Below are 16,104 nucleotides of genomic sequence, written 5' to 3'. Positions count from 1 at the left end.
CCTAATCGTGCCCCGCCCCGTTAACCCTGTTTCGCATCTCGCTGTGACAGGGTCATTCTGTCGCGTCTAGGATGTGCGTGGCCCGGTGGCGGAAACGTCTTACGCGGGAGCTGTGCAAAGCTTTTTATCCTGGTTCAAATCCAGGCCGGGCCTCCAATCTTCCTTCCCTCGACCGATGCCGTCCCTGCTTTTGGCAGCGACGGCCTGCGTGCCCCCCGCCCCGAAGGCGAGAGTCAGCGACCGCTGGAAAGCGCGGAAATTGGCTCCAAATGCCCCAAATTGACGGTTGATGGAGGCGTTTAAACCCTTCCACCACACCGGATTCTGGTCTAAAGACACCCCGCGCGCGAAAATCGCGCTCTTGGCTCAAGGGACGCGCGGCTGCGCGCCCTTTTTTTATGCCGACATTCCGGCCGGCCTTCCTGCCTGCGAGACTTAATGCCCAAACGTACAGACATCTCGACGATCCTCATCATCGGCGCTGGCCCCATCGTGATCGGCCAGGCCTGCGAATTCGACTATTCCGGCACCCAGGCGGTGAAGGCGCTGAAGGAAGAGGGCTACCGGGTCGTTCTGGTGAACTCCAATCCGGCGACCATCATGACCGACCCGGATCTGGCAGATGCCACCTACATCGAGCCGATCACGCCGGAAATCGTCGCCAGGATCATCGAGAAGGAACGCCACGTGAAGCCCGGCGGCTTTGCGCTGCTGCCAACCATGGGCGGTCAGACCGCGCTGAACTGCGCGCTCAGCTTGCGCAAGCAGGGCACGCTCGACAAATTCGACGTCGAGATGATCGGCGCGACCGCCGACGCCATCGACAAGGCCGAGGATCGCGGACGCTTCCGCGAGGCCATGGACAAGATCGGCCTCGAATCGCCCCGCTCGATCCAGACCAAGACGCTGCCCGACGCGCTGCGCGCGCTGGAAGAGATCGGCCTGCCCGCGATCATCCGCCCCTCCTTCACCATGGGCGGCACCGGCGGCGGCATCGCCTACACCAAGGCCGAATTCATCGAGATCGTCGAGCGCGGCATCGACGCCTCGCCCACCAACGAAGTGCTGATCGAGGAATCGGTGCTCGGGTGGAAGGAATTCGAGATGGAGGTTGTCCGCGACAAGAAGGACAACTGCATCATCGTCTGCTCGATCGAGAATCTCGATCCGATGGGCGTGCACACCGGCGACTCGATCACCGTCGCACCGGCGCTGACGCTGACCGACAAGGAATATCAGATCATGCGCGACGCCTCGCTGGCGGTGTTGCGCGAGATCGGCGTCGAGACCGGCGGCTCCAACGTGCAGTTCGGCGTCAACCCCGCCGACGGCCGCATGGTCGTGATCGAAATGAACCCGCGCGTGTCGCGCTCCTCCGCATTGGCCTCGAAAGCCACCGGCTTTCCGATCGCGAAGGTCGCAGCCAAACTCGCGGTCGGCTACACGCTGGACGAGATTGCCAACGACATCACCGGCGGCGCGACCCCGGCCTCGTTCGAGCCGACCATCGACTACGTCATTACGAAAATTCCGCGCTTCGCGTTCGAGAAATTCCCCGGCGCATCGACCACGCTGACCACCTCGATGAAGTCGGTCGGCGAAGTGATGGCGATCGGCCGCACCTTCCAGGAGTCCTTGCAGAAGGCGCTGCGCGGGCTTGAGACCGGATTAACCGGCCTCGACGAAATCGAGATCGACGGCCTCGGTCAGGACGACGACAAGAACGCGATCCGCGCCGCGCTTGGCACGCCGACGCCGAACCGCATCTTGCAGGTGGCGCAGGCAATGCGGCTCGGCTGGACGGACGAGGAGATCTTCAACTCCTGCAAGATCGACCCGTGGTTCCTCGCGCAGATGCGCGGTATCGTCGAGACCGAGCAGAAGGTGCGCGATCACGGCCTGCCGCAGAATGAATTTGCGATGCGCTCGCTGAAGGCCATGGGCTTCTCCGACGCCCGTCTCGCGGTCCTCGCCAACTCCACCGAAGCCGAGGTCAAGGCGGCGCGGCGCGCGCTCGGCGTGCGCCCTGCCTTCAAGCGCATCGATACCTGCGCGGCCGAATTCGCCTCGCCGACCGCCTACATGTATTCGACCTACGAGGCGCCGTTCGCGGGCAAGGTCGCGGATGAGAGCGACCCCTCCGACAAGAACAAGGTCGTGATCCTCGGCGGCGGACCGAACAGAATCGGTCAGGGCATCGAGTTCGACTATTGCTGCTGTCACGCCTGCTTCGCGCTGCATGACGCGGGCTATGAGACCATCATGGTCAACTGCAATCCGGAGACGGTCTCGACCGACTACGACACCGCGGACCGCCTCTACTTCGAGCCGCTGACCGCCGAAGACGTGCTGGAGATCATCGACACCGAACGCAGCAACGGCACGCTGCACGGCGTCATCGTGCAATTCGGCGGCCAGACCCCGCTCAAGCTCGCGCGTGCGCTGGAGGATGCGAACGTGCCGATCCTCGGCACCTCGCCGGATGCCATCGATCTCGCCGAGGACCGCGACCGCTTCAAGCGCGTGCTCGACAAATTGCGGCTGAAACAGCCGAAGAACGGCATCGCCTATTCGGTTGAGCAGGCGCGGCTTGTGGCGGCCGAACTCGGCCTACCGCTGGTGGTGCGTCCCTCTTACGTACTCGGCGGCCGCGCGATGCAGATCATCCGCGAAGAGTCGCAACTCGGTGATTATCTGCTCGGCACGCTGCCCGAACTCGTGCCCGCCGACGTCAAGGCGCGCTATCCGAACGACAAGACCGGCCAGATCAACACCGTGCTCGGCAAGAACCCGCTGCTGTTCGACCGTTATCTGTCGGACGCCACCGAAGTCGATGTCGATTGCCTGTGCGACGGCAAGGATACGTTCGTCGTCGGCATCATGGAGCACATCGAGGAAGCCGGCATTCACTCGGGCGACTCGGCCTGCTCGCTGCCGCCGCATTCGCTCGATGCCGCGACCATCGCCGAACTCGAACGCCAGACCCGCGAACTCGCGCTCGGCCTCGATGTCGTTGGCCTGATGAACGTGCAGTACGCCATCAAGGACGGCGAGATTTACGTCCTCGAGGTCAATCCGCGCGCCTCGCGCACGGTGCCGTTCGTTGCCAAGGTCGTGGGCCTGCCGGTCGCCAAGATCGCCGCGCGCGTGATGGCGGGCGAGAAGCTCGCCACCTTCAAGCTGAAGCCATCGAGGCTCGACCATGTCGGCGTCAAGGAATCGGTGTTCCCGTTCGCGCGCTTCCCCGGCGTCGATACCGTTCTTGGCCCGGAAATGAAATCGACCGGCGAGGTGATGGGCATCGACCGCTCGTTCCCGATCGCCTTCGCCAAAAGCCAGTTGGGGGGCGGCACCCGCGTGCCGCGCACCGGTGTGGTGTTCATCTCGGTGCGCGAAAGCGACAAGGAGCGTATCCTGGAGCCCGCTCGCATCCTGACGAAACTGGGTTTCAAGGTGATCGCGACCTCCGGCACACAGCGTTACCTCGCCGATCACGGCGTCGCCGCCGACAAGGTCAACAAGGTGCTGGAAGGCCGCCCGCATATCGTGGACGCCATCACCAATGGCGAGGTGCAACTGGTGTTCAACACCACGGAAGGCCCGCAGGCGCTGGCGGACAGCCGATCTCTGCGTCGCGCTGCCCTCTTGCATAAAGTGCCCTACTACACCACACTTTCAGGTGCCGTGGCGGCCACGCAGGGCATCCGCGCCTATCTGGGCGGAGACCTCGAGGTCCGCACCTTGCAGGGCTATTTTTCCGATCTTTGAGGTCTGACGCCGCCTCCGGGCGGATCGCCAGAACTGCGCCGGAACCAGTGTCTCCCGTGCAAGTTCTTTTCAGTTCGGCCGGAAACGGCCCAGCAGACAGTTTTTCAGGTTCGGTTTGAGCCGGACATGAATCGAGGAATAGACGACATGGTTGAGAAGCTTCCAATCACCGCCGCCGGTATTACGGCTCTCGAAGACGAACTGAAGCAGCGCCAGTCGGTGGAGCGCCCGCGCATCATCGAGGCGATCGCGGAAGCCCGCTCGCATGGCGATCTGTCCGAGAACGCCGAATATCACGCGGCGAAGGAAGCGCAGTCGCATAACGAGGGCCGCATCGCCGAGCTGGAGGACAAGCTCGCGCGCGCCGACATCATCGACGTGTCGAAACTGTCGGGCGATACCATCAAGTTCGGCGCGACCGTGACGCTGATCGACGAGGACACCGAGAAGAAGGTCGTCTACCAGATCGTCGGCGAGACCGAGGCCGACGCCAAGAAGGGTCGCATCTCGATCACCTCTCCGCTCGCGCGCGCGCTGATCGGCAAGAAGAAGGGCACCTCCGTCGAGGTCGTCGCTCCCGGCGGCGCCAAGGCCTACGAGGTCGCGAAGGTGGACTGGAAGTAATTTCGCGCGACTATGGATTTATCTGACGAATGGCCGGATGCTTGTCCGGCCATTTTTGTTGGCAGAGGGCGAGGCGACATGCAGCGTTTTCATGGAGCGATGCTGGCGTTGATCGTCCTGTTCGGGGCAACCGACGCGAACGCCAACGATCTGCTGCCGTTGCCGCCGGACGGGCCTGCGCAAACGCAATCGTCCGAGCCGCAAGAAACATCGGTTCATACGGGGCCGCCGCAATGCCTGCGCTGGACCGATGGTTGCGTGAGTTGCACGCGCGCCAGCGTCGAGGACAAACCGGTCTGCTCAAACATTGGTCCCGCCTGCCAGCCCACGGAGATCCGTTGCATTCAGGACGAACCGCAGCCCGGCAAAAGTAACGACAAAACCCCGTAGGCCCGCCAATATGCCGCAGGCATCACGTGCCTCGCACATATTTTTGTTCGGCGACGGCTTGGTCCCGAATCGCGCCATGCGATACGATCAAGCATCGTCATCTTCACAAAGGGGGACATATGAGCATCGACCGCGCACTCGCACCCTGGCAGCCGCAGGTTCTCAGCGTCCTGCGCTTCATCGCCGGACTTGAAATCCTTCAGCACGGAACGGCGAAGATTTTGCATTTTCCGACGGTGGGGCAGTTCGCCAATGTCCAGATCGGATCGCTGATGGGCATCGGCGGCCTGATCGAACTGATCGGCGGCACGCTGATGGTGATCGGGCTGTTCACGCGCCCCGCCGCCTTCATCCTCTGCGGCTTCACGGCGGTGGCCTATTTCATGGTCCACGCCTCCAAGAGCTTCTTCCCGGTTTTGAACGGCGGCGAACTCGCGGTGCTCTATTGCTTCGTGTACCTGTACATCTTCGCCGCCGGCCCCGGCCCGTGGAGCGTGGACGCCGCGCGTGGCAGGGCCTGACCGCCTTACGGCCTGATAAAGAAGATCACAGTCAAAGCCGCGCCGATGGCCACCACCACGGCGCGGACTATTTTATCCGGCAGCATTCGCGCCCAGCCGACGCCGCAATAGCCCCCGATCGAGGCCGCGATCATCGTCACGATCGCATGCGGCCAGTGTACCAGCCCGCCGAAAATCAAGAGCACCGCCGCCACCGCCTGAATGAGAAAGGCGATGGTGATGCGGATCGCATTGGCCTTGTGATAGTCGCCGCCCTCGAGAATGAGCAGCGCCGCGAGGATGACGAATCCGATGCCCGCGCCGAAGAAGCCGCCATAGATCGACACCACCACCATCAGCAAGTAGGCCGCGATGCGCACGCCGGTCTCCGCGCGCACCGACCACGGCTCGACAAACCTCCGGATCGGCCCGCTGAAGGCGAACAGCAGCGTCGCGAATAACAACAGCCACGGCACCAGCGGCCTGAAGCCCGCATTGCCGAGCCAGATCAGGAGCCATGCCCCGACCGCGCCGCCGATCACGCCGATCACCGCGAACGGAATGAACTCGCGCCAGTGCGATTTCACCTCGTTGCGGTAGGCCGCGACGGTCGCGAGGTTGGACGGCGTGATCGCCACCGCGCTGGTGGCGTTGGCTTCCAGCGCATTCAGCCCGCAGGCAATCATCGCCGCGAAGGACAGGAACGTGCCGCCGCCGGCGATGGAGTTGACGATACCGGCGAGAAAGCCTCCTCCGGCGAGCAGCAGAAAATCCGTAGCGCTCATGTGCGCATTCAGACTTTCAATTCCAGCGGCACGGCGGGCGCGTATTTGGAATTGTGCAGCACCAGCGAGGTGCGCACGTTCTGCACATGCGGCGCGGCGGTAAGGTGCGTCACGAAATCCTGAAAGGCCGCCATGTCGGAGGCGACGCATTTGAGGATGAAATCGGTCTCGCCCGACAGCATCCAGCATTCGCGCACGATCGGCTGGGCGTTCACGAACGCCTCGAACGCGCGCAGATCCGCGTCGGCCTGGCTCGACAGATGTACGGCGGCGAACACCGTGACGTCGAAGCCCAGCGCCTTGGGATCAAGCAGCCCGCGATAACCGTTGATGTAGCCTTCGTCTTCCAGCGCCCGGACACGCCGCAGGCAGGGCGGCGGCGAGATGCCGACGCGCTTGGCCAGTTCCACATTGGTGATGCGCCCGTCCTCCTGCAATTCGTGCAGGATCTTGAGGTCGATGGCGTCGAGTTGTTTGGTCACGGGCTCCCCGGCTCCTGTTCGCGGCGCAACAATTCGAGCTTGTAGCGGGCTCTCCGCCGTTGCGCAATTTTATTGCGCGGGTTCTAAGACCTGCTGGCTTGGGGAAAATTGCCGACGGGGGGTTGCAAATCTTGCATAGCTCGCAGGAAAGCCTACATTGTCCCGACCAGACTATAAGCGCCGCGGTGGTGGCAAATTCTCTCTGATTTTCACCGATTTGCCACCGGTTTGCCAAAGGGCGCTTCGTCCTCAAGGTCAAATCGAAGGGTCATCCCATGGCCGGTCCACTCCACGCCAAAGTCGTCATCATCGGGTCCGGCCCGGCAGGTTACACCGCAGCAATTTATGCTGCGCGTGCGATGCTCGAGCCTGTCCTGATCCAGGGCATCCAGCCCGGCGGCCAGCTCACCATCACCACCGACGTGGAAAACTATCCGGGCTTCTCCGACGTCATCCAGGGTCCCTGGCTGATGACGGAGATGGAAAAGCAGGCGACCCATGTCGGCGCGAAGATCGTGACCGACCACGTCAACAAGCTCGAGCTTGGGCAGTCGCCGTTCCGCATCACCTGCGATTCCGGCGACGTCTATCTCGCGGAAGCCGTGATCCTCGCAACCGGCGCACAGGCGCGCTGGCTCAGCATTCCCTCCGAGGAGACCTTCAAGGGCTTCGGCGTCTCGGCCTGCGCCACCTGCGACGGCTTCTTTTACCGCAACAAGGAGGTCATCGTGGTCGGCGGCGGCAACACCGCCGTCGAGGAAGCGCTGTTCCTGACCAACTTCGCCTCCTCGGTGACGCTGGTTCATCGCCGCGACAGCCTGCGCGCCGAACGCATCTTGCAGGACCGCCTGTTCAAGCACCCCAAGATCAAGGTGGTGTGGGACAGCGAAATCGCGGAGATCGCGGGCGAACAGAACCCCTGCAAGGTCACGCATGTGCGCCTGCGCAACCTCAAGACCGGCGCAATCACCGAACAGGCCGCCGATGGCGTGTTCATCGCGATCGGGCACGCGCCCGCGACCGAACTCGTGCAGGGTCAGCTCAAGCTGAAGCCCTCGGGCTATATCGAGATCGCCCCGCATTCCACCGCGACCTCCGTGCCCGGCGTGTTCGCCGCCGGAGACGTCGCCGATGAACATTACCGGCAGGCCGTGACGGCCGCCGGCATGGGCTGTATGGCCGCGCTCGAAACCGAACGCTTCCTCGCCGCCCGTGCGAGCGAACGCGCCGCAGCGGAGTAATCATGGCCCGATCTCACGACGGACTGACCGATATGGACTGGGACAAGCTGAAGGTGTTCCACGCCGCGGCCGAGGCCGGTAGTTTCACCCATGCGGGCGAGCAGCTCGGGCTGTCGCAATCGGCGGTCTCGCGCCAGGTTAGCGCGCTGGAGCAGGAATTGTCGGTGTCGCTGTTTCACCGCCATGCCCGCGGCCTGATCCTCACCGAACAGGGCGACCTTTTGTTCCGCACCGCGCATGATGTCTTCATGCAGTTACAGGCGGCGCGCGCGAAATTGACCGACAGCCGCGAGCGGCCGAGCGGGGAACTGAAGGTGACGACCTCGCCCGGTCTCGGCATCAACTGGCTGGTACCGCGGCTGACCGAATTCACCTCGCTCTATCCGGAAATCCGGCTGGCCCTGACGCTGACCGACGAGGAACTCGACCTCTCGATGCGCGAAGCCGACGTCGCGCTGCGCACCCGCAAGCCGACGCAGCCCGATCTCATTCAGCGGAAATTGTTTTCAATCGGCTTCCATGCCTACTGCTCGCCGGACTACGCCAAGAAATTCGGCACGCCGCGCACGCTGGAGGAACTCGACAATCACCGCTTGATCGTGCTCAACGCGCAGAACCTGCCGCCGCACCTACAGAACAGGAACTGGCTGATCGAGGCCGGGCGTAACGGCGCTGGGCCGCGCGAGCCGTTCTTCAAGGTCAATAACGTGCTTGGCCTGGTTCGCGCCTGCCAGCAGGGCATCGGCATTGCCGCGCTGCCGGATTACCTCATCGACGAGGCCAACCGGCTGCTGCAACTGTTCGGTGAGGACGATTCGATTCAACTCGATGCGTATTTCGTCTATCCCGAAGAGTTGAAGTCGGTGGCGCGCGTCCAGGTATTCCGCGATTTCATCGTCAGCAAGGCGCAGCGCTGGCCGTCATAGCCAGAGATGTATGCAAAATGTCGCACGCAAGAATGTCGCACGCATCTTGCGCATGACTGACATTCCAAACCCGCTGTTGCGATACATCGCCGCTCGATACGATACTCTTTTCATCCGATGCGGTGGTCTGCTTCCTGTCCCCTCCTCCTGCGGACCCTTGCACCGGAATCTTTCAAGCCGTGAAAGCGGAAGGAAAGATGATCGTATCGGCCTCTCAAGGCTGTCGACTAACAAGCCGGGCTTTTAGCCCGGCTTTTTTCGTTTCAGGTATTCCGTTCGCCCCGCCTTCACCATGGCGTAAGTCGCGTCACGCGGAGAGCTGCAGCCGCGCCAGCCGCAGGGCGTTTCCGATCACGCTCACCGATGACAGCGCCATGGCCGCGGCGCCAATCGCGGGTGACAGCAGCAGGCCGAAAGCCGGATACAAAATACCAGCCGCGATCGGCACGCCCGCCGCATTATAGAGGAAGGCGAACGCCAGATTCTGGCGGATGTTGCGCATCGTCGCCACCGACAACGCCCGCGCTTGCACGAGGCCCATCAGGTCGCCGCGCAGCAGCGTGATGCCCGCGCTCTCGATTGCCGCATCGGTACCACCGCCCATCGCGATGCCGACATCGGCGGCCGCCAGCGCGGGCGCGTCATTGACACCATCGCCGACCATCGCGACGCGGCGGCCCTGCTTCTGCAACCGCTGCACCGCTTCGCTCTTGTGTTCGGGCAGCACATCGGCCTCGACCTCGGTGATGCCGAGTTGCGCTGCGACCGCGCGCGCGGTGGCGATGTTGTCGCCCGTCAGCATCACGATCTTCAGCCCCGCAGCCCGCAACCTGTCGAGCGCGGGCCGCGCGCTGTCCTTGATCGGGTCGGCGATGGCGATGATGCCGCGCACGACGCCATCGACGGCGGCATAGATCGCCGTCGCGCCCTGTTCGCGCTGCTTCCGCGCGGCGTCATCGAGCATTGAAGTGTCGAGCTTCATGTCCCGCATCAGCGCCGCGTTGCCGAGCGCGACGGTCTTGCCTTCGACACGGCCGCTCGCGCCCTTGCCGGCGGGCGAGTCGAAATCCTCGACCTTGCCGCGCGCCAGTTGCCGCCGCTCCGCCGCCGCGACGATGGCCGTAGCCAGCGGATGCTCGCTGGCCTGTTCGACACTGGCCGCGAGACGCAGCAGTTCGTTCTGGCTGAAATTCTCCGTAGTCTCGATCGCGACGACATCCGGCTTGCCTTGCGTCAGCGTGCCGGTCTTGTCGATCACGAAGGTGTCGATTTTCTCCATGCGCTCCAGCGCATCGGCATCGCGCACCAGAATGCCGGAGCGCGCGCCGCGCCCGATGCCGACCATGATCGACATCGGCGTGGCGAGGCCGAGCGCGCAAGGACAGGCGATGATCAGCACCGTCACAGCGGCGAGAAGCGCGAAGGAGTAACGCGGCTCGGGGCCGAACATCGCCCACGCCGCAAAAGCGAGCACCGCCGCCGTCACCACGGCGGGCACGAACCAGCCCGCGACATAATCCGCCAGCCGCTGCACCGGCGCGCGCGAGCGCTGCGCCTTGGCGACGAGATCGACGATGCGCGACAGCACGGTGTCGCGCCCGACCTTGTCGGCGACCATCACAAGTCCGCCGCTCTGGTTCAGCGTGCCGCCGATCAGTTGCGCGCCATCGCTCTTGGTCACGGGCATCGATTCGCCGGTCACCATCGATTCATCGACGGCGGAGCGGCCCTCTTTCACCGTACCGTCCACCGGCACCGTCTCGCCGGGGCGCACCCGCAACAGGTCACCGACCGCGACCATATCGAGCGCGATGTCTTCCTCGGCTCCATCCTTGATGCGGCGCGCAATTTTTGGGGCGAGCGACAGCAGCGCGCGGATCGCGCCGGAGGTCTTCTCGCGGGCGCGCAATTCCAGCACCTGCCCGAGCAGCACCAGCGTCACGATCACCATCGCGGATTCAAAATACACCGCGACGCCGCCATGCATGTCGCGGAATGCTTCCGGGAATGCCTGCGGCACAAGCACCGCCGCGACGCTGTAGAGATAGGCGATGCCGGTGCCCATCGCGATCAGCGTGAACATGTTCAAATTCCACGTCACGACCGAACGCCAGCCGCGCACGAAGAACGGCGCGCCCGCCCACAGCACCACAGGGGTTGCGAGCGCCAGCGACAGCCAGTTCGCCACTGACGGCGGCACCAGATGCCGCCCGAACAAATGTCCGCCCATCTCGATCACGAACACCGGCACGGTGAGAGCGAGCGCGATCCAGAAACGGCGGCGCATGTCGATCAGTTCGGGATCGGGCTTGTCGTCGAGCGAAACGGTTTCCGGCTCCAGCGCCATGCCGCATTTCGGGCAGGTGCCGGGGCCGATCTGACGCACCTCGAGATGCATCGGGCAGGTGTAGATCGTGCCGGGCGCGGCTTCCGGCTCGGGTTGTTTCGGCGCAAGGAATTTTTCCGGGTCCGCCTTAAAACGGTCGTGGCAGCGCTGGCCGCAGAACACGTATTCGGTGCCCTTGTAGGCAAAGCGTCCGCCCTTCGGGGTACGCGGATCGACCTTCATGCCGCAGACCGGATCGATCGCGACCGGCGCTTCGTCCGTGGCCGCCCCGTGGCAACAGGAGCCGTGCGCCTGATGGGAATGCGCGGCAGGCGGGAGCGCTTTCACGTCGTGAGCGCCGGAGCCGTGACCGCCACAGCAGCTTGATGTCTTGCCCGCTTCGCCACTCATCGCACCCGCCTTGATCTTGATACCCCTATGGGGTATATGAACCAGATGAGAGACGAGATCAAGTCATCCTGCCGGAAACGGCTGAAACGCATCGAGGGTCAGGTGCGCGGCCTCATCGAGATGATCGAGGCCGACCGTTACTGCATCGACGTCGTGACGCAGATCGCCGCCGCGCGCGCCGCCTTGCGCCGTGTCGAGGAGGAAATCCTGCGCGATCACGTCGCGCATTGCGTGGAGCATGCGATCCGCTCGGGCGACAAGGCCGACCAGCGCAAGAAGATTGCCGAACTGATGGACGTGGTCAGCCGCGCCGACCGCTGAGCCGTGATCAAGCCGCCAGGCGTGAGAAGCGGCACCGATCGCGTCGAAGATTACGCAATCCGGACCCGCGCCGCCCGCCCGCATGGAGACACTCAACCGATTTTCCTGACCTCGTCAGCCGCGGAGGGCTTATGTCTCTTGATTAATATAGGGTACCCCCCTATGCTAAAGGCATGTCTCACACCGTCAAAAACAAATCCAGACTTCTGGGCCGCGTCAGACGCATCAAGGGCCAGCTTGAAGCCGTGGAGCGGGCGCTGGAAGCCGAAATCGGATGTGCCGATGTCCTGATGCTGGTCGCTTCCGTGCGCGGCGCGGTGACCGGCCTCACGTCGGAACTGCTCGAAGACCACATCCGCCACCACGTCGTCGATCCCGCCCACGAGAAGGACCCGGAAAAGGCCAAAGGCGCGGCCGATCTGATTGATGTCGTGCGAACCTACCTGAAATGACCCGATGACCGATTTCGCAAATCTGCTGCAACAAGGCTCCGCGCACGCCTGGCTGTTCGTGCCGAGCGCGATCCTGCTGGGCGCGCTTCACGGCCTCGAGCCCGGCCATTCGAAGACGATGATGGCGGCCTTCATTGTCGCGATCCGGGGCACCGTATTTCAGGCCATCCTGCTCGGACTGTCGGCCGCGATCTCTCACACGGCGATCGTCTGGATTGTGGCCGCGGCTGGCTTGTACTTCGGGCGCGAATGGGGCGGCGAACAGAGCGAGGGTTACTTCCAGCTCGGCTCGGCGGTCATCATCGTCGGCGTCGCCATCTGGATGGCGTGGCGAACATGGCGTGACAGCCATTCGGATCACGATCATCACCATCATCACGACGCGCCCCAGCGGATCGAGATGGGTCGGTCTACTCTCACCCTTCAGATATTCGAGGACGGCGCGCCACCGCGCTGGCGGATTGCAGCGGAACGCGGCGATCTGCCCGATGCGGAAAGCATCAGCCTCGAAACCGTGCGACCAGACGGCGCGCGGCAATCCTTTCGCCTCACGCGAAGCGGCAACATTCTCGAGAGTCTCGAAGAAATTCCCGAGCCGCATGCGTTTCAGGCAAACCTCAAGCTGGCGGGGCATCCCTCAGCATTCGAACTTGTCTTCGAAGAACATGACCATTCACACATGGACCTCGGCGATGAAGACGATGCGCACGCCCGTGCCCATGCCGCCGATATCCGCAACCGTTTCGCCGGACGAACCGTCACCACATGGCAGATCGTGCTATTCGGCCTCACCGGCGGCCTGATCCCCTGCCCCGCAGCGATCACGGTTCTCCTGCTCTGCATTCAGCTCAAGCAGTTAAGCCTCGGCTTCGTGCTTGTGCTGTGTTTCGGCATCGGCCTTGCGCTGACCATGGTCTCGGCGGGCGTTCTCGCGGCGCTGAGCATACGGCATATCGAAAAACGCTGGTCGGGGTTCAGCCGCTTTGCCCACAACGCGCCGTATGCGTCAGTCGTTCTGATTTTGATCGTGGGTCTGTACACCGGATGGCTTGGATGGAATTCGATCTGACCGCAATGGCAAGCGCTGAGCCAATTCCCGGCACGCCTGATTAAGCGTGCGAAGCGGTCCCGATCGCGTCGAAGATCACGCAATCCGGGCCCGCACCATCGGGGCAATTCGCATCACACGAACGCACCATCGATGCGAGCGACTTTTCCAGCGCGGCCAACTCCGAAAGCCGCCCCCGCACCTTTTCCAGATGCATGCCCGCGAGGTCGCGCGCATCCGAACAGGACGAACGATTGTCCTGCATGGTCGCTAGCAGAGAGCGGATGTCATCCAGCGACAGATCGAACGCGCGGCACCGGCGCACGAATGTGAGCCGGCTGACATCCTCGTAATCATAGGTGCGCTGTCCGCCGCTTAATCTCATCGCGGAGCGCAACAGACCGATCTCTTCGTAATACCGGATGGTGGCGACGGTCGTCTCCGTCCTCCGGGCCAGTTCTCCAATCCGCATCGGCGTGTCCATTTCGGGCTTGAACCTCAAGTTACTTGAGGGGCTACAGCCGGGACATTCACGACCTCGACTGGAGCTTCACATGCACGTTATCGAACAGACGTCCACCTGCACCACCGCCTGCACGCCTGCAACCGACACCACGCCCGGCTGCGGTTGCGCGCCCAGATCCTCACTGAATTCGAAACTGACCGGCGCGGCCGCGACCTCCGCGATGTCCGCTGTCGCCTGCACGTCCTGCTGCGTGCTGCCGCTGGTACTGCCCGCCGTGGTGATGGCGAATATCGGCGGCGCCATCGCCGTTCTCGATCATGCCCATATCTGGATGACACGGCTTGCGATGCTTGTGCTGGCCCTCGCGTGGGGCGTGACGATCCGTCAGGCCGTCAAGAACAGGACATGGCCGGCGCGGACAGCCATCGCCCTGCTCGTCGCCTCGACAGTTCTCACCACGACGGCGGCGTCGTGGAAATGGATCGAACCGGCCGCCTTCCAGATGCTCGGCATCGTCAAGAAGCAAAAGGCACAGGTCGATGCGGGGAAGTACCTGCTTCGGGTAGATGACGCCGGGCGTATGGTGTAGATCGCTCGGCATCCAAGGAGGCGCGATGAGAACCACCCTCGCCTATGCCGGCGCTGCATTCATGGAGATCGCGGGATGCTTCGCCTTCTGGGCGTGGCTGCGCCTCGGCAAGTCCGCCTTGCTGGTGATCCCCGGAATCGCGGCGCTGATCCTGTTCGCCTATCTCCTCACGCTGGTGGAGAGTGAGGCGGCGGGCCGCACCTTCGCGGCCTATGGCGGCGTCTACATCCTCGCGTCGGTGGCGTGGCTCTGGCTGGCGGAAGGGATGCAGCCGGATAAATGGGACCTGTCGGGCGCGGCGATCTGCCTGATCGGGGCCGCAATCATCATCGCCGGACCGCGTTGACCGATCCGATTTACTCGCAAAAGGATAGCTGGAAGGGGCGATGGTACAGTTGGGTGGGATCGAACCACCGACCTCCGGATCCACAATCCGGCGCTCTAACCAGCTGAGCTACAACTGCATCCTTCGTCGCGCCCCGAGGGCTGCGAACGCGCGGAAACTAGGGGCACCGCCCGGCTTTGGCAAGACCGGACAAGCCATTCTGCAACAAGAGATTCTATCAGAATGGCGGCCCTACCGGACAGGCGGAATCCTGCCTTTTGCCAATGCAAATACGAAAACGGCCGGGCAAGCCCGGCCGTTGATGGATCAATTTCTAAAATCGCTCAGGCGACGTTCTGGAACGCCTTGGTGACGCTGGCCTTGAGCGGCTCGACGGTCTCGGTTGCGACCTTCTGGCCAAGCTCGGCGATTTCCTTCGACTGCGCGGTGAGCGCCTCGAACTGCTTGCGCGCATGGGAGCTGACGAGCTCGGCCGCTTCCGCCAGCGAGCCGACGCCGACCAGCGAGTGGGCAAAGTCGAACGATGAAGTCACATTGGTCTGAGCGATCTCGACGAGCTTGGCTGTGAAGCCGCTCGCGCCCTTGGCAGCCGACGCATAGGCCGCTTCCAGCGCCTCATTGTTGCTTTCGGCGGCAGCCTTCAGCTTCTGATAGCCGTCGCGGGCCTGATTGACGCCGTTCTCGGCGAACGCACGGAACTGCTCGGGAATCTGGAACGGGGTGGTGGTGAAAAAGCCCTGGGTGCTCATATTGGTATGTCCTCAGCCTGAGAGATTGAGGCCACGCGCAGCCCGGCACTTGACCGGCCACCAGCCTCTGACCATCCCAATATAGGCGATGTTTTGTGCAATGCAATATTTTTATTGCATTGCGTTAAATTCGTTTTAAGCCGCTGATTTAACGTGGCTTTGCGCTATCCATCGCCGCCTTGGTGACGGCCTGCCCCATTTCCGAGGCCTGCTCGGCCAGCGCCTTCATCTGCGCCTGCACGTATTCGGAATGCAGCCGCATGATCTCGGTCAGGTCCGAGGCGTGTACGAGCTGCTGGGCGTAAGTCAGCGACGACTGGACGTTCTTTTCCGCAAACGAAATCGCCTTGGCCGTAATGTCCTTGGCGTTGGCGCGCGCCGCCTCGCCCGTCCCCGTCAGGGTGCTGGCGGTCTGATGGGCCTGCCCGAGGAAGCTCTCGAACGCCTTGCGAGCCTGATCGAAGCTCGCTTCCGCCATCGAACGCATTTCCTGGGGAATCTCGAAACGATTGTTGTCAGCCATGGCGTCGCTCCTGTTCGTTCCGGCTACTTGCCAGCCTCGTGAAGACCAACGGATGGCAGAGCCAAGCGGTTCCTGCATCATGACAGCGCGGCGTGACAGCCATCCGACCGGTATCGTGCCGCGCGCGAAATTTTTTGCAATCGCCTGAGGCATTGTC

At 63.2% G+C, this 16,104-nt stretch carries 17 protein-coding genes and 2 tRNA genes; 12 read left to right on the top strand and 7 right to left on the bottom strand.

What is annotated here, in order from left to right:
* Positions 1-79 precede the first annotated feature (79 nt).
* The 5 genes from AFIC_RS04415 (at position 80) to AFIC_RS04395 (ending at position 5,303) form a co-directional block, all read left to right on the top strand.
* Positions 80-156: transfer RNA gene (locus AFIC_RS04415), tRNA-OTHER, on the top strand.
* A 282-nt stretch (positions 157-438) separates the two neighbouring features.
* Positions 439-3,768 (top strand): carbamoyl-phosphate synthase large subunit, encoded by a 3,330-nt coding sequence (gene carB / locus AFIC_RS04410; protein WP_275247943.1) that lies wholly within the window; start codon positions 439-441, stop codon positions 3,766-3,768.
* Between the two features lie 147 nt (positions 3,769-3,915).
* Complete coding sequence (greA, locus tag AFIC_RS04405; protein WP_275247942.1) at positions 3,916-4,392, top strand: transcription elongation factor GreA; 477 nt, start codon at positions 3,916-3,918, stop codon at positions 4,390-4,392.
* A 12-nt stretch (positions 4,393-4,404) separates the two neighbouring features.
* Positions 4,405-4,782, top strand: coding sequence for a hypothetical protein (locus tag AFIC_RS04400; protein ID WP_275247941.1), 378 nt, complete (start codon positions 4,405-4,407; stop codon positions 4,780-4,782).
* 119 nt (positions 4,783-4,901) lie between these two features.
* The gene (locus AFIC_RS04395) at positions 4,902-5,303 is read left to right on the top strand and encodes a DoxX family protein (protein ID WP_275247940.1); all 402 of its coding nucleotides are present in this window, start codon (positions 4,902-4,904) and stop codon (positions 5,301-5,303) included.
* Between the two features lie 5 nt (positions 5,304-5,308).
* Here the strand turns inward: AFIC_RS04395 and AFIC_RS04390 are convergent, their stop codons facing one another.
* Both AFIC_RS04390 and AFIC_RS04385 read right to left on the bottom strand, forming a co-directional pair.
* Positions 5,309-6,067: a sulfite exporter TauE/SafE family protein gene (locus AFIC_RS04390; protein ID WP_275247939.1), complete on the bottom strand. Its 759-nt coding sequence runs from the start codon at positions 6,065-6,067 to the stop codon at positions 5,309-5,311.
* Positions 6,068-6,075: 8 nt separating this feature from the next.
* A complete protein-coding gene (locus AFIC_RS04385) occupies positions 6,076-6,549 on the bottom strand; it encodes an Lrp/AsnC family transcriptional regulator (protein WP_275247938.1) in 474 nt (157 codons plus the stop codon).
* Between the two features lie 275 nt (positions 6,550-6,824).
* Here AFIC_RS04385 and trxB point away from each other — a divergent pair, with 275 nt between their 5' ends.
* Positions 6,825-7,790 (top strand): thioredoxin-disulfide reductase, encoded by a 966-nt coding sequence (trxB, locus tag AFIC_RS04380; RefSeq protein ID WP_275247937.1) that lies wholly within the window; start codon positions 6,825-6,827, stop codon positions 7,788-7,790.
* Positions 7,791-7,792: 2 nt separating this feature from the next.
* Positions 7,793-8,716 carry a LysR family transcriptional regulator gene (locus AFIC_RS04375; RefSeq protein WP_009337250.1) on the top strand — a complete coding sequence of 308 codons (924 nt, stop codon included), beginning with the start codon at positions 7,793-7,795 and terminating at the stop codon, positions 8,714-8,716.
* Between the two features lie 307 nt (positions 8,717-9,023).
* On the opposite strand, the gene AFIC_RS04370 is transcribed toward AFIC_RS04375, so the two are convergent.
* Entirely contained in the window at positions 9,024-11,453 is a 2,430-nt protein-coding gene (locus AFIC_RS04370) for a heavy metal translocating P-type ATPase (protein ID WP_275247936.1), read from the bottom strand.
* Between the two features lie 45 nt (positions 11,454-11,498).
* Between AFIC_RS04370 and AFIC_RS04365 the strand changes: the two genes are divergently transcribed.
* The 3 genes from AFIC_RS04365 to AFIC_RS04355 all read left to right on the top strand — a co-directional run bounded on the left by AFIC_RS04365 (position 11,499) and on the right by AFIC_RS04355 (position 13,295).
* On the top strand, positions 11,499-11,774 hold the full coding sequence (locus AFIC_RS04365) for a metal-sensitive transcriptional regulator (RefSeq protein ID WP_275248643.1): 276 nt from the start codon (positions 11,499-11,501) through the stop codon (positions 11,772-11,774).
* A 173-nt stretch (positions 11,775-11,947) separates the two neighbouring features.
* A complete protein-coding gene (locus tag AFIC_RS04360) occupies positions 11,948-12,226 on the top strand; it encodes a metal/formaldehyde-sensitive transcriptional repressor (RefSeq protein ID WP_275247935.1) in 279 nt (92 codons plus the stop codon).
* Between the two features lie 4 nt (positions 12,227-12,230).
* Complete coding sequence (locus AFIC_RS04355) at positions 12,231-13,295, top strand: nickel/cobalt efflux transporter (protein ID WP_275247934.1); 1,065 nt, start codon at positions 12,231-12,233, stop codon at positions 13,293-13,295.
* A gap of 40 nt (positions 13,296-13,335) precedes the next feature.
* Here the strand turns inward: AFIC_RS04355 and AFIC_RS04350 are convergent, their stop codons facing one another.
* The gene (locus AFIC_RS04350; protein ID WP_275247933.1) at positions 13,336-13,746 is read right to left on the bottom strand and encodes a MerR family transcriptional regulator; all 411 of its coding nucleotides are present in this window, start codon (positions 13,744-13,746) and stop codon (positions 13,336-13,338) included.
* A gap of 82 nt (positions 13,747-13,828) precedes the next feature.
* Between AFIC_RS04350 and AFIC_RS04345 the strand changes: the two genes are divergently transcribed.
* Positions 13,829-14,329: a hypothetical protein gene (locus AFIC_RS04345; protein WP_275247932.1), complete on the top strand. Its 501-nt coding sequence runs from the start codon at positions 13,829-13,831 to the stop codon at positions 14,327-14,329.
* Between the two features lie 25 nt (positions 14,330-14,354).
* Positions 14,355-14,675, top strand: a complete 321-nt coding sequence (locus tag AFIC_RS04340) for a YnfA family protein (protein WP_275247931.1) — start codon at positions 14,355-14,357, stop codon at positions 14,673-14,675.
* 41 nt (positions 14,676-14,716) lie between these two features.
* On the opposite strand, the gene AFIC_RS04335 is transcribed toward AFIC_RS04340, so the two are convergent.
* From AFIC_RS04335 to AFIC_RS04325, 3 genes are all read right to left on the bottom strand, one after another.
* Positions 14,717-14,793 (bottom strand) — tRNA-His (locus tag AFIC_RS04335).
* 205 nt (positions 14,794-14,998) lie between these two features.
* Positions 14,999-15,424, bottom strand: coding sequence for a phasin (locus AFIC_RS04330; RefSeq protein ID WP_275247930.1), 426 nt, complete (start codon positions 15,422-15,424; stop codon positions 14,999-15,001).
* Between the two features lie 148 nt (positions 15,425-15,572).
* Positions 15,573-15,947 carry a phasin family protein gene (locus AFIC_RS04325; RefSeq protein ID WP_275247929.1) on the bottom strand — a complete coding sequence of 125 codons (375 nt, stop codon included), beginning with the start codon at positions 15,945-15,947 and terminating at the stop codon, positions 15,573-15,575.
* Between the last annotated feature and the right edge of the window lie 157 nt (positions 15,948-16,104).

The sequence above is a fragment of the [Pseudomonas] carboxydohydrogena genome, from assembly GCF_029030725.1.
GTDB lineage: Bacteria > Pseudomonadota > Alphaproteobacteria > Rhizobiales > Xanthobacteraceae > Afipia > Afipia carboxydohydrogena.
The sequence above is the reverse complement of the archived record's forward strand: the minus strand, read 5'-3'. Positions and strand labels throughout refer to the sequence as shown.

Excerpts from the sequence above, each read along its gene's own strand:
- AFIC_RS04365 (WP_275248643.1), top strand. The coding sequence starts at position 11,499 with ATGAGAGACGAGATCAAGTCATCCTGCCGGAAACGGCTGAAACGCATC.
- AFIC_RS04350 (WP_275247933.1), bottom strand. The coding sequence starts at position 13,746 with ATGCGGATTGGAGAACTGGCCCGGAGGACGGAGACGACCGTCGCCACC.
- AFIC_RS04370 (WP_275247936.1), bottom strand. The coding sequence starts at position 11,453 with ATGAGTGGCGAAGCGGGCAAGACATCAAGCTGCTGTGGCGGTCACGGC.
- AFIC_RS04390 (WP_275247939.1), bottom strand. The coding sequence starts at position 6,067 with ATGAGCGCTACGGATTTTCTGCTGCTCGCCGGAGGAGGCTTTCTCGCC.
- AFIC_RS04375 (WP_009337250.1), top strand. The coding sequence starts at position 7,793 with ATGGCCCGATCTCACGACGGACTGACCGATATGGACTGGGACAAGCTG.
- carB (WP_275247943.1), top strand. The coding sequence starts at position 439 with ATGCCCAAACGTACAGACATCTCGACGATCCTCATCATCGGCGCTGGC.
- AFIC_RS04355 (WP_275247934.1), top strand. The coding sequence starts at position 12,231 with ATGACCGATTTCGCAAATCTGCTGCAACAAGGCTCCGCGCACGCCTGG.
- greA (WP_275247942.1), top strand. The coding sequence starts at position 3,916 with ATGGTTGAGAAGCTTCCAATCACCGCCGCCGGTATTACGGCTCTCGAA.
- AFIC_RS04400 (WP_275247941.1), top strand. The coding sequence starts at position 4,405 with ATGGATTTATCTGACGAATGGCCGGATGCTTGTCCGGCCATTTTTGTT.
- AFIC_RS04345 (WP_275247932.1), top strand. The coding sequence starts at position 13,829 with ATGCACGTTATCGAACAGACGTCCACCTGCACCACCGCCTGCACGCCT.
- AFIC_RS04360 (WP_275247935.1), top strand. The coding sequence starts at position 11,948 with ATGTCTCACACCGTCAAAAACAAATCCAGACTTCTGGGCCGCGTCAGA.
- AFIC_RS04330 (WP_275247930.1), bottom strand. The coding sequence starts at position 15,424 with ATGAGCACCCAGGGCTTTTTCACCACCACCCCGTTCCAGATTCCCGAG.
- AFIC_RS04325 (WP_275247929.1), bottom strand. The coding sequence starts at position 15,947 with ATGGCTGACAACAATCGTTTCGAGATTCCCCAGGAAATGCGTTCGATG.
- trxB (WP_275247937.1), top strand. The coding sequence starts at position 6,825 with ATGGCCGGTCCACTCCACGCCAAAGTCGTCATCATCGGGTCCGGCCCG.
- AFIC_RS04340 (WP_275247931.1), top strand. The coding sequence starts at position 14,355 with ATGAGAACCACCCTCGCCTATGCCGGCGCTGCATTCATGGAGATCGCG.
- AFIC_RS04395 (WP_275247940.1), top strand. The coding sequence starts at position 4,902 with ATGAGCATCGACCGCGCACTCGCACCCTGGCAGCCGCAGGTTCTCAGC.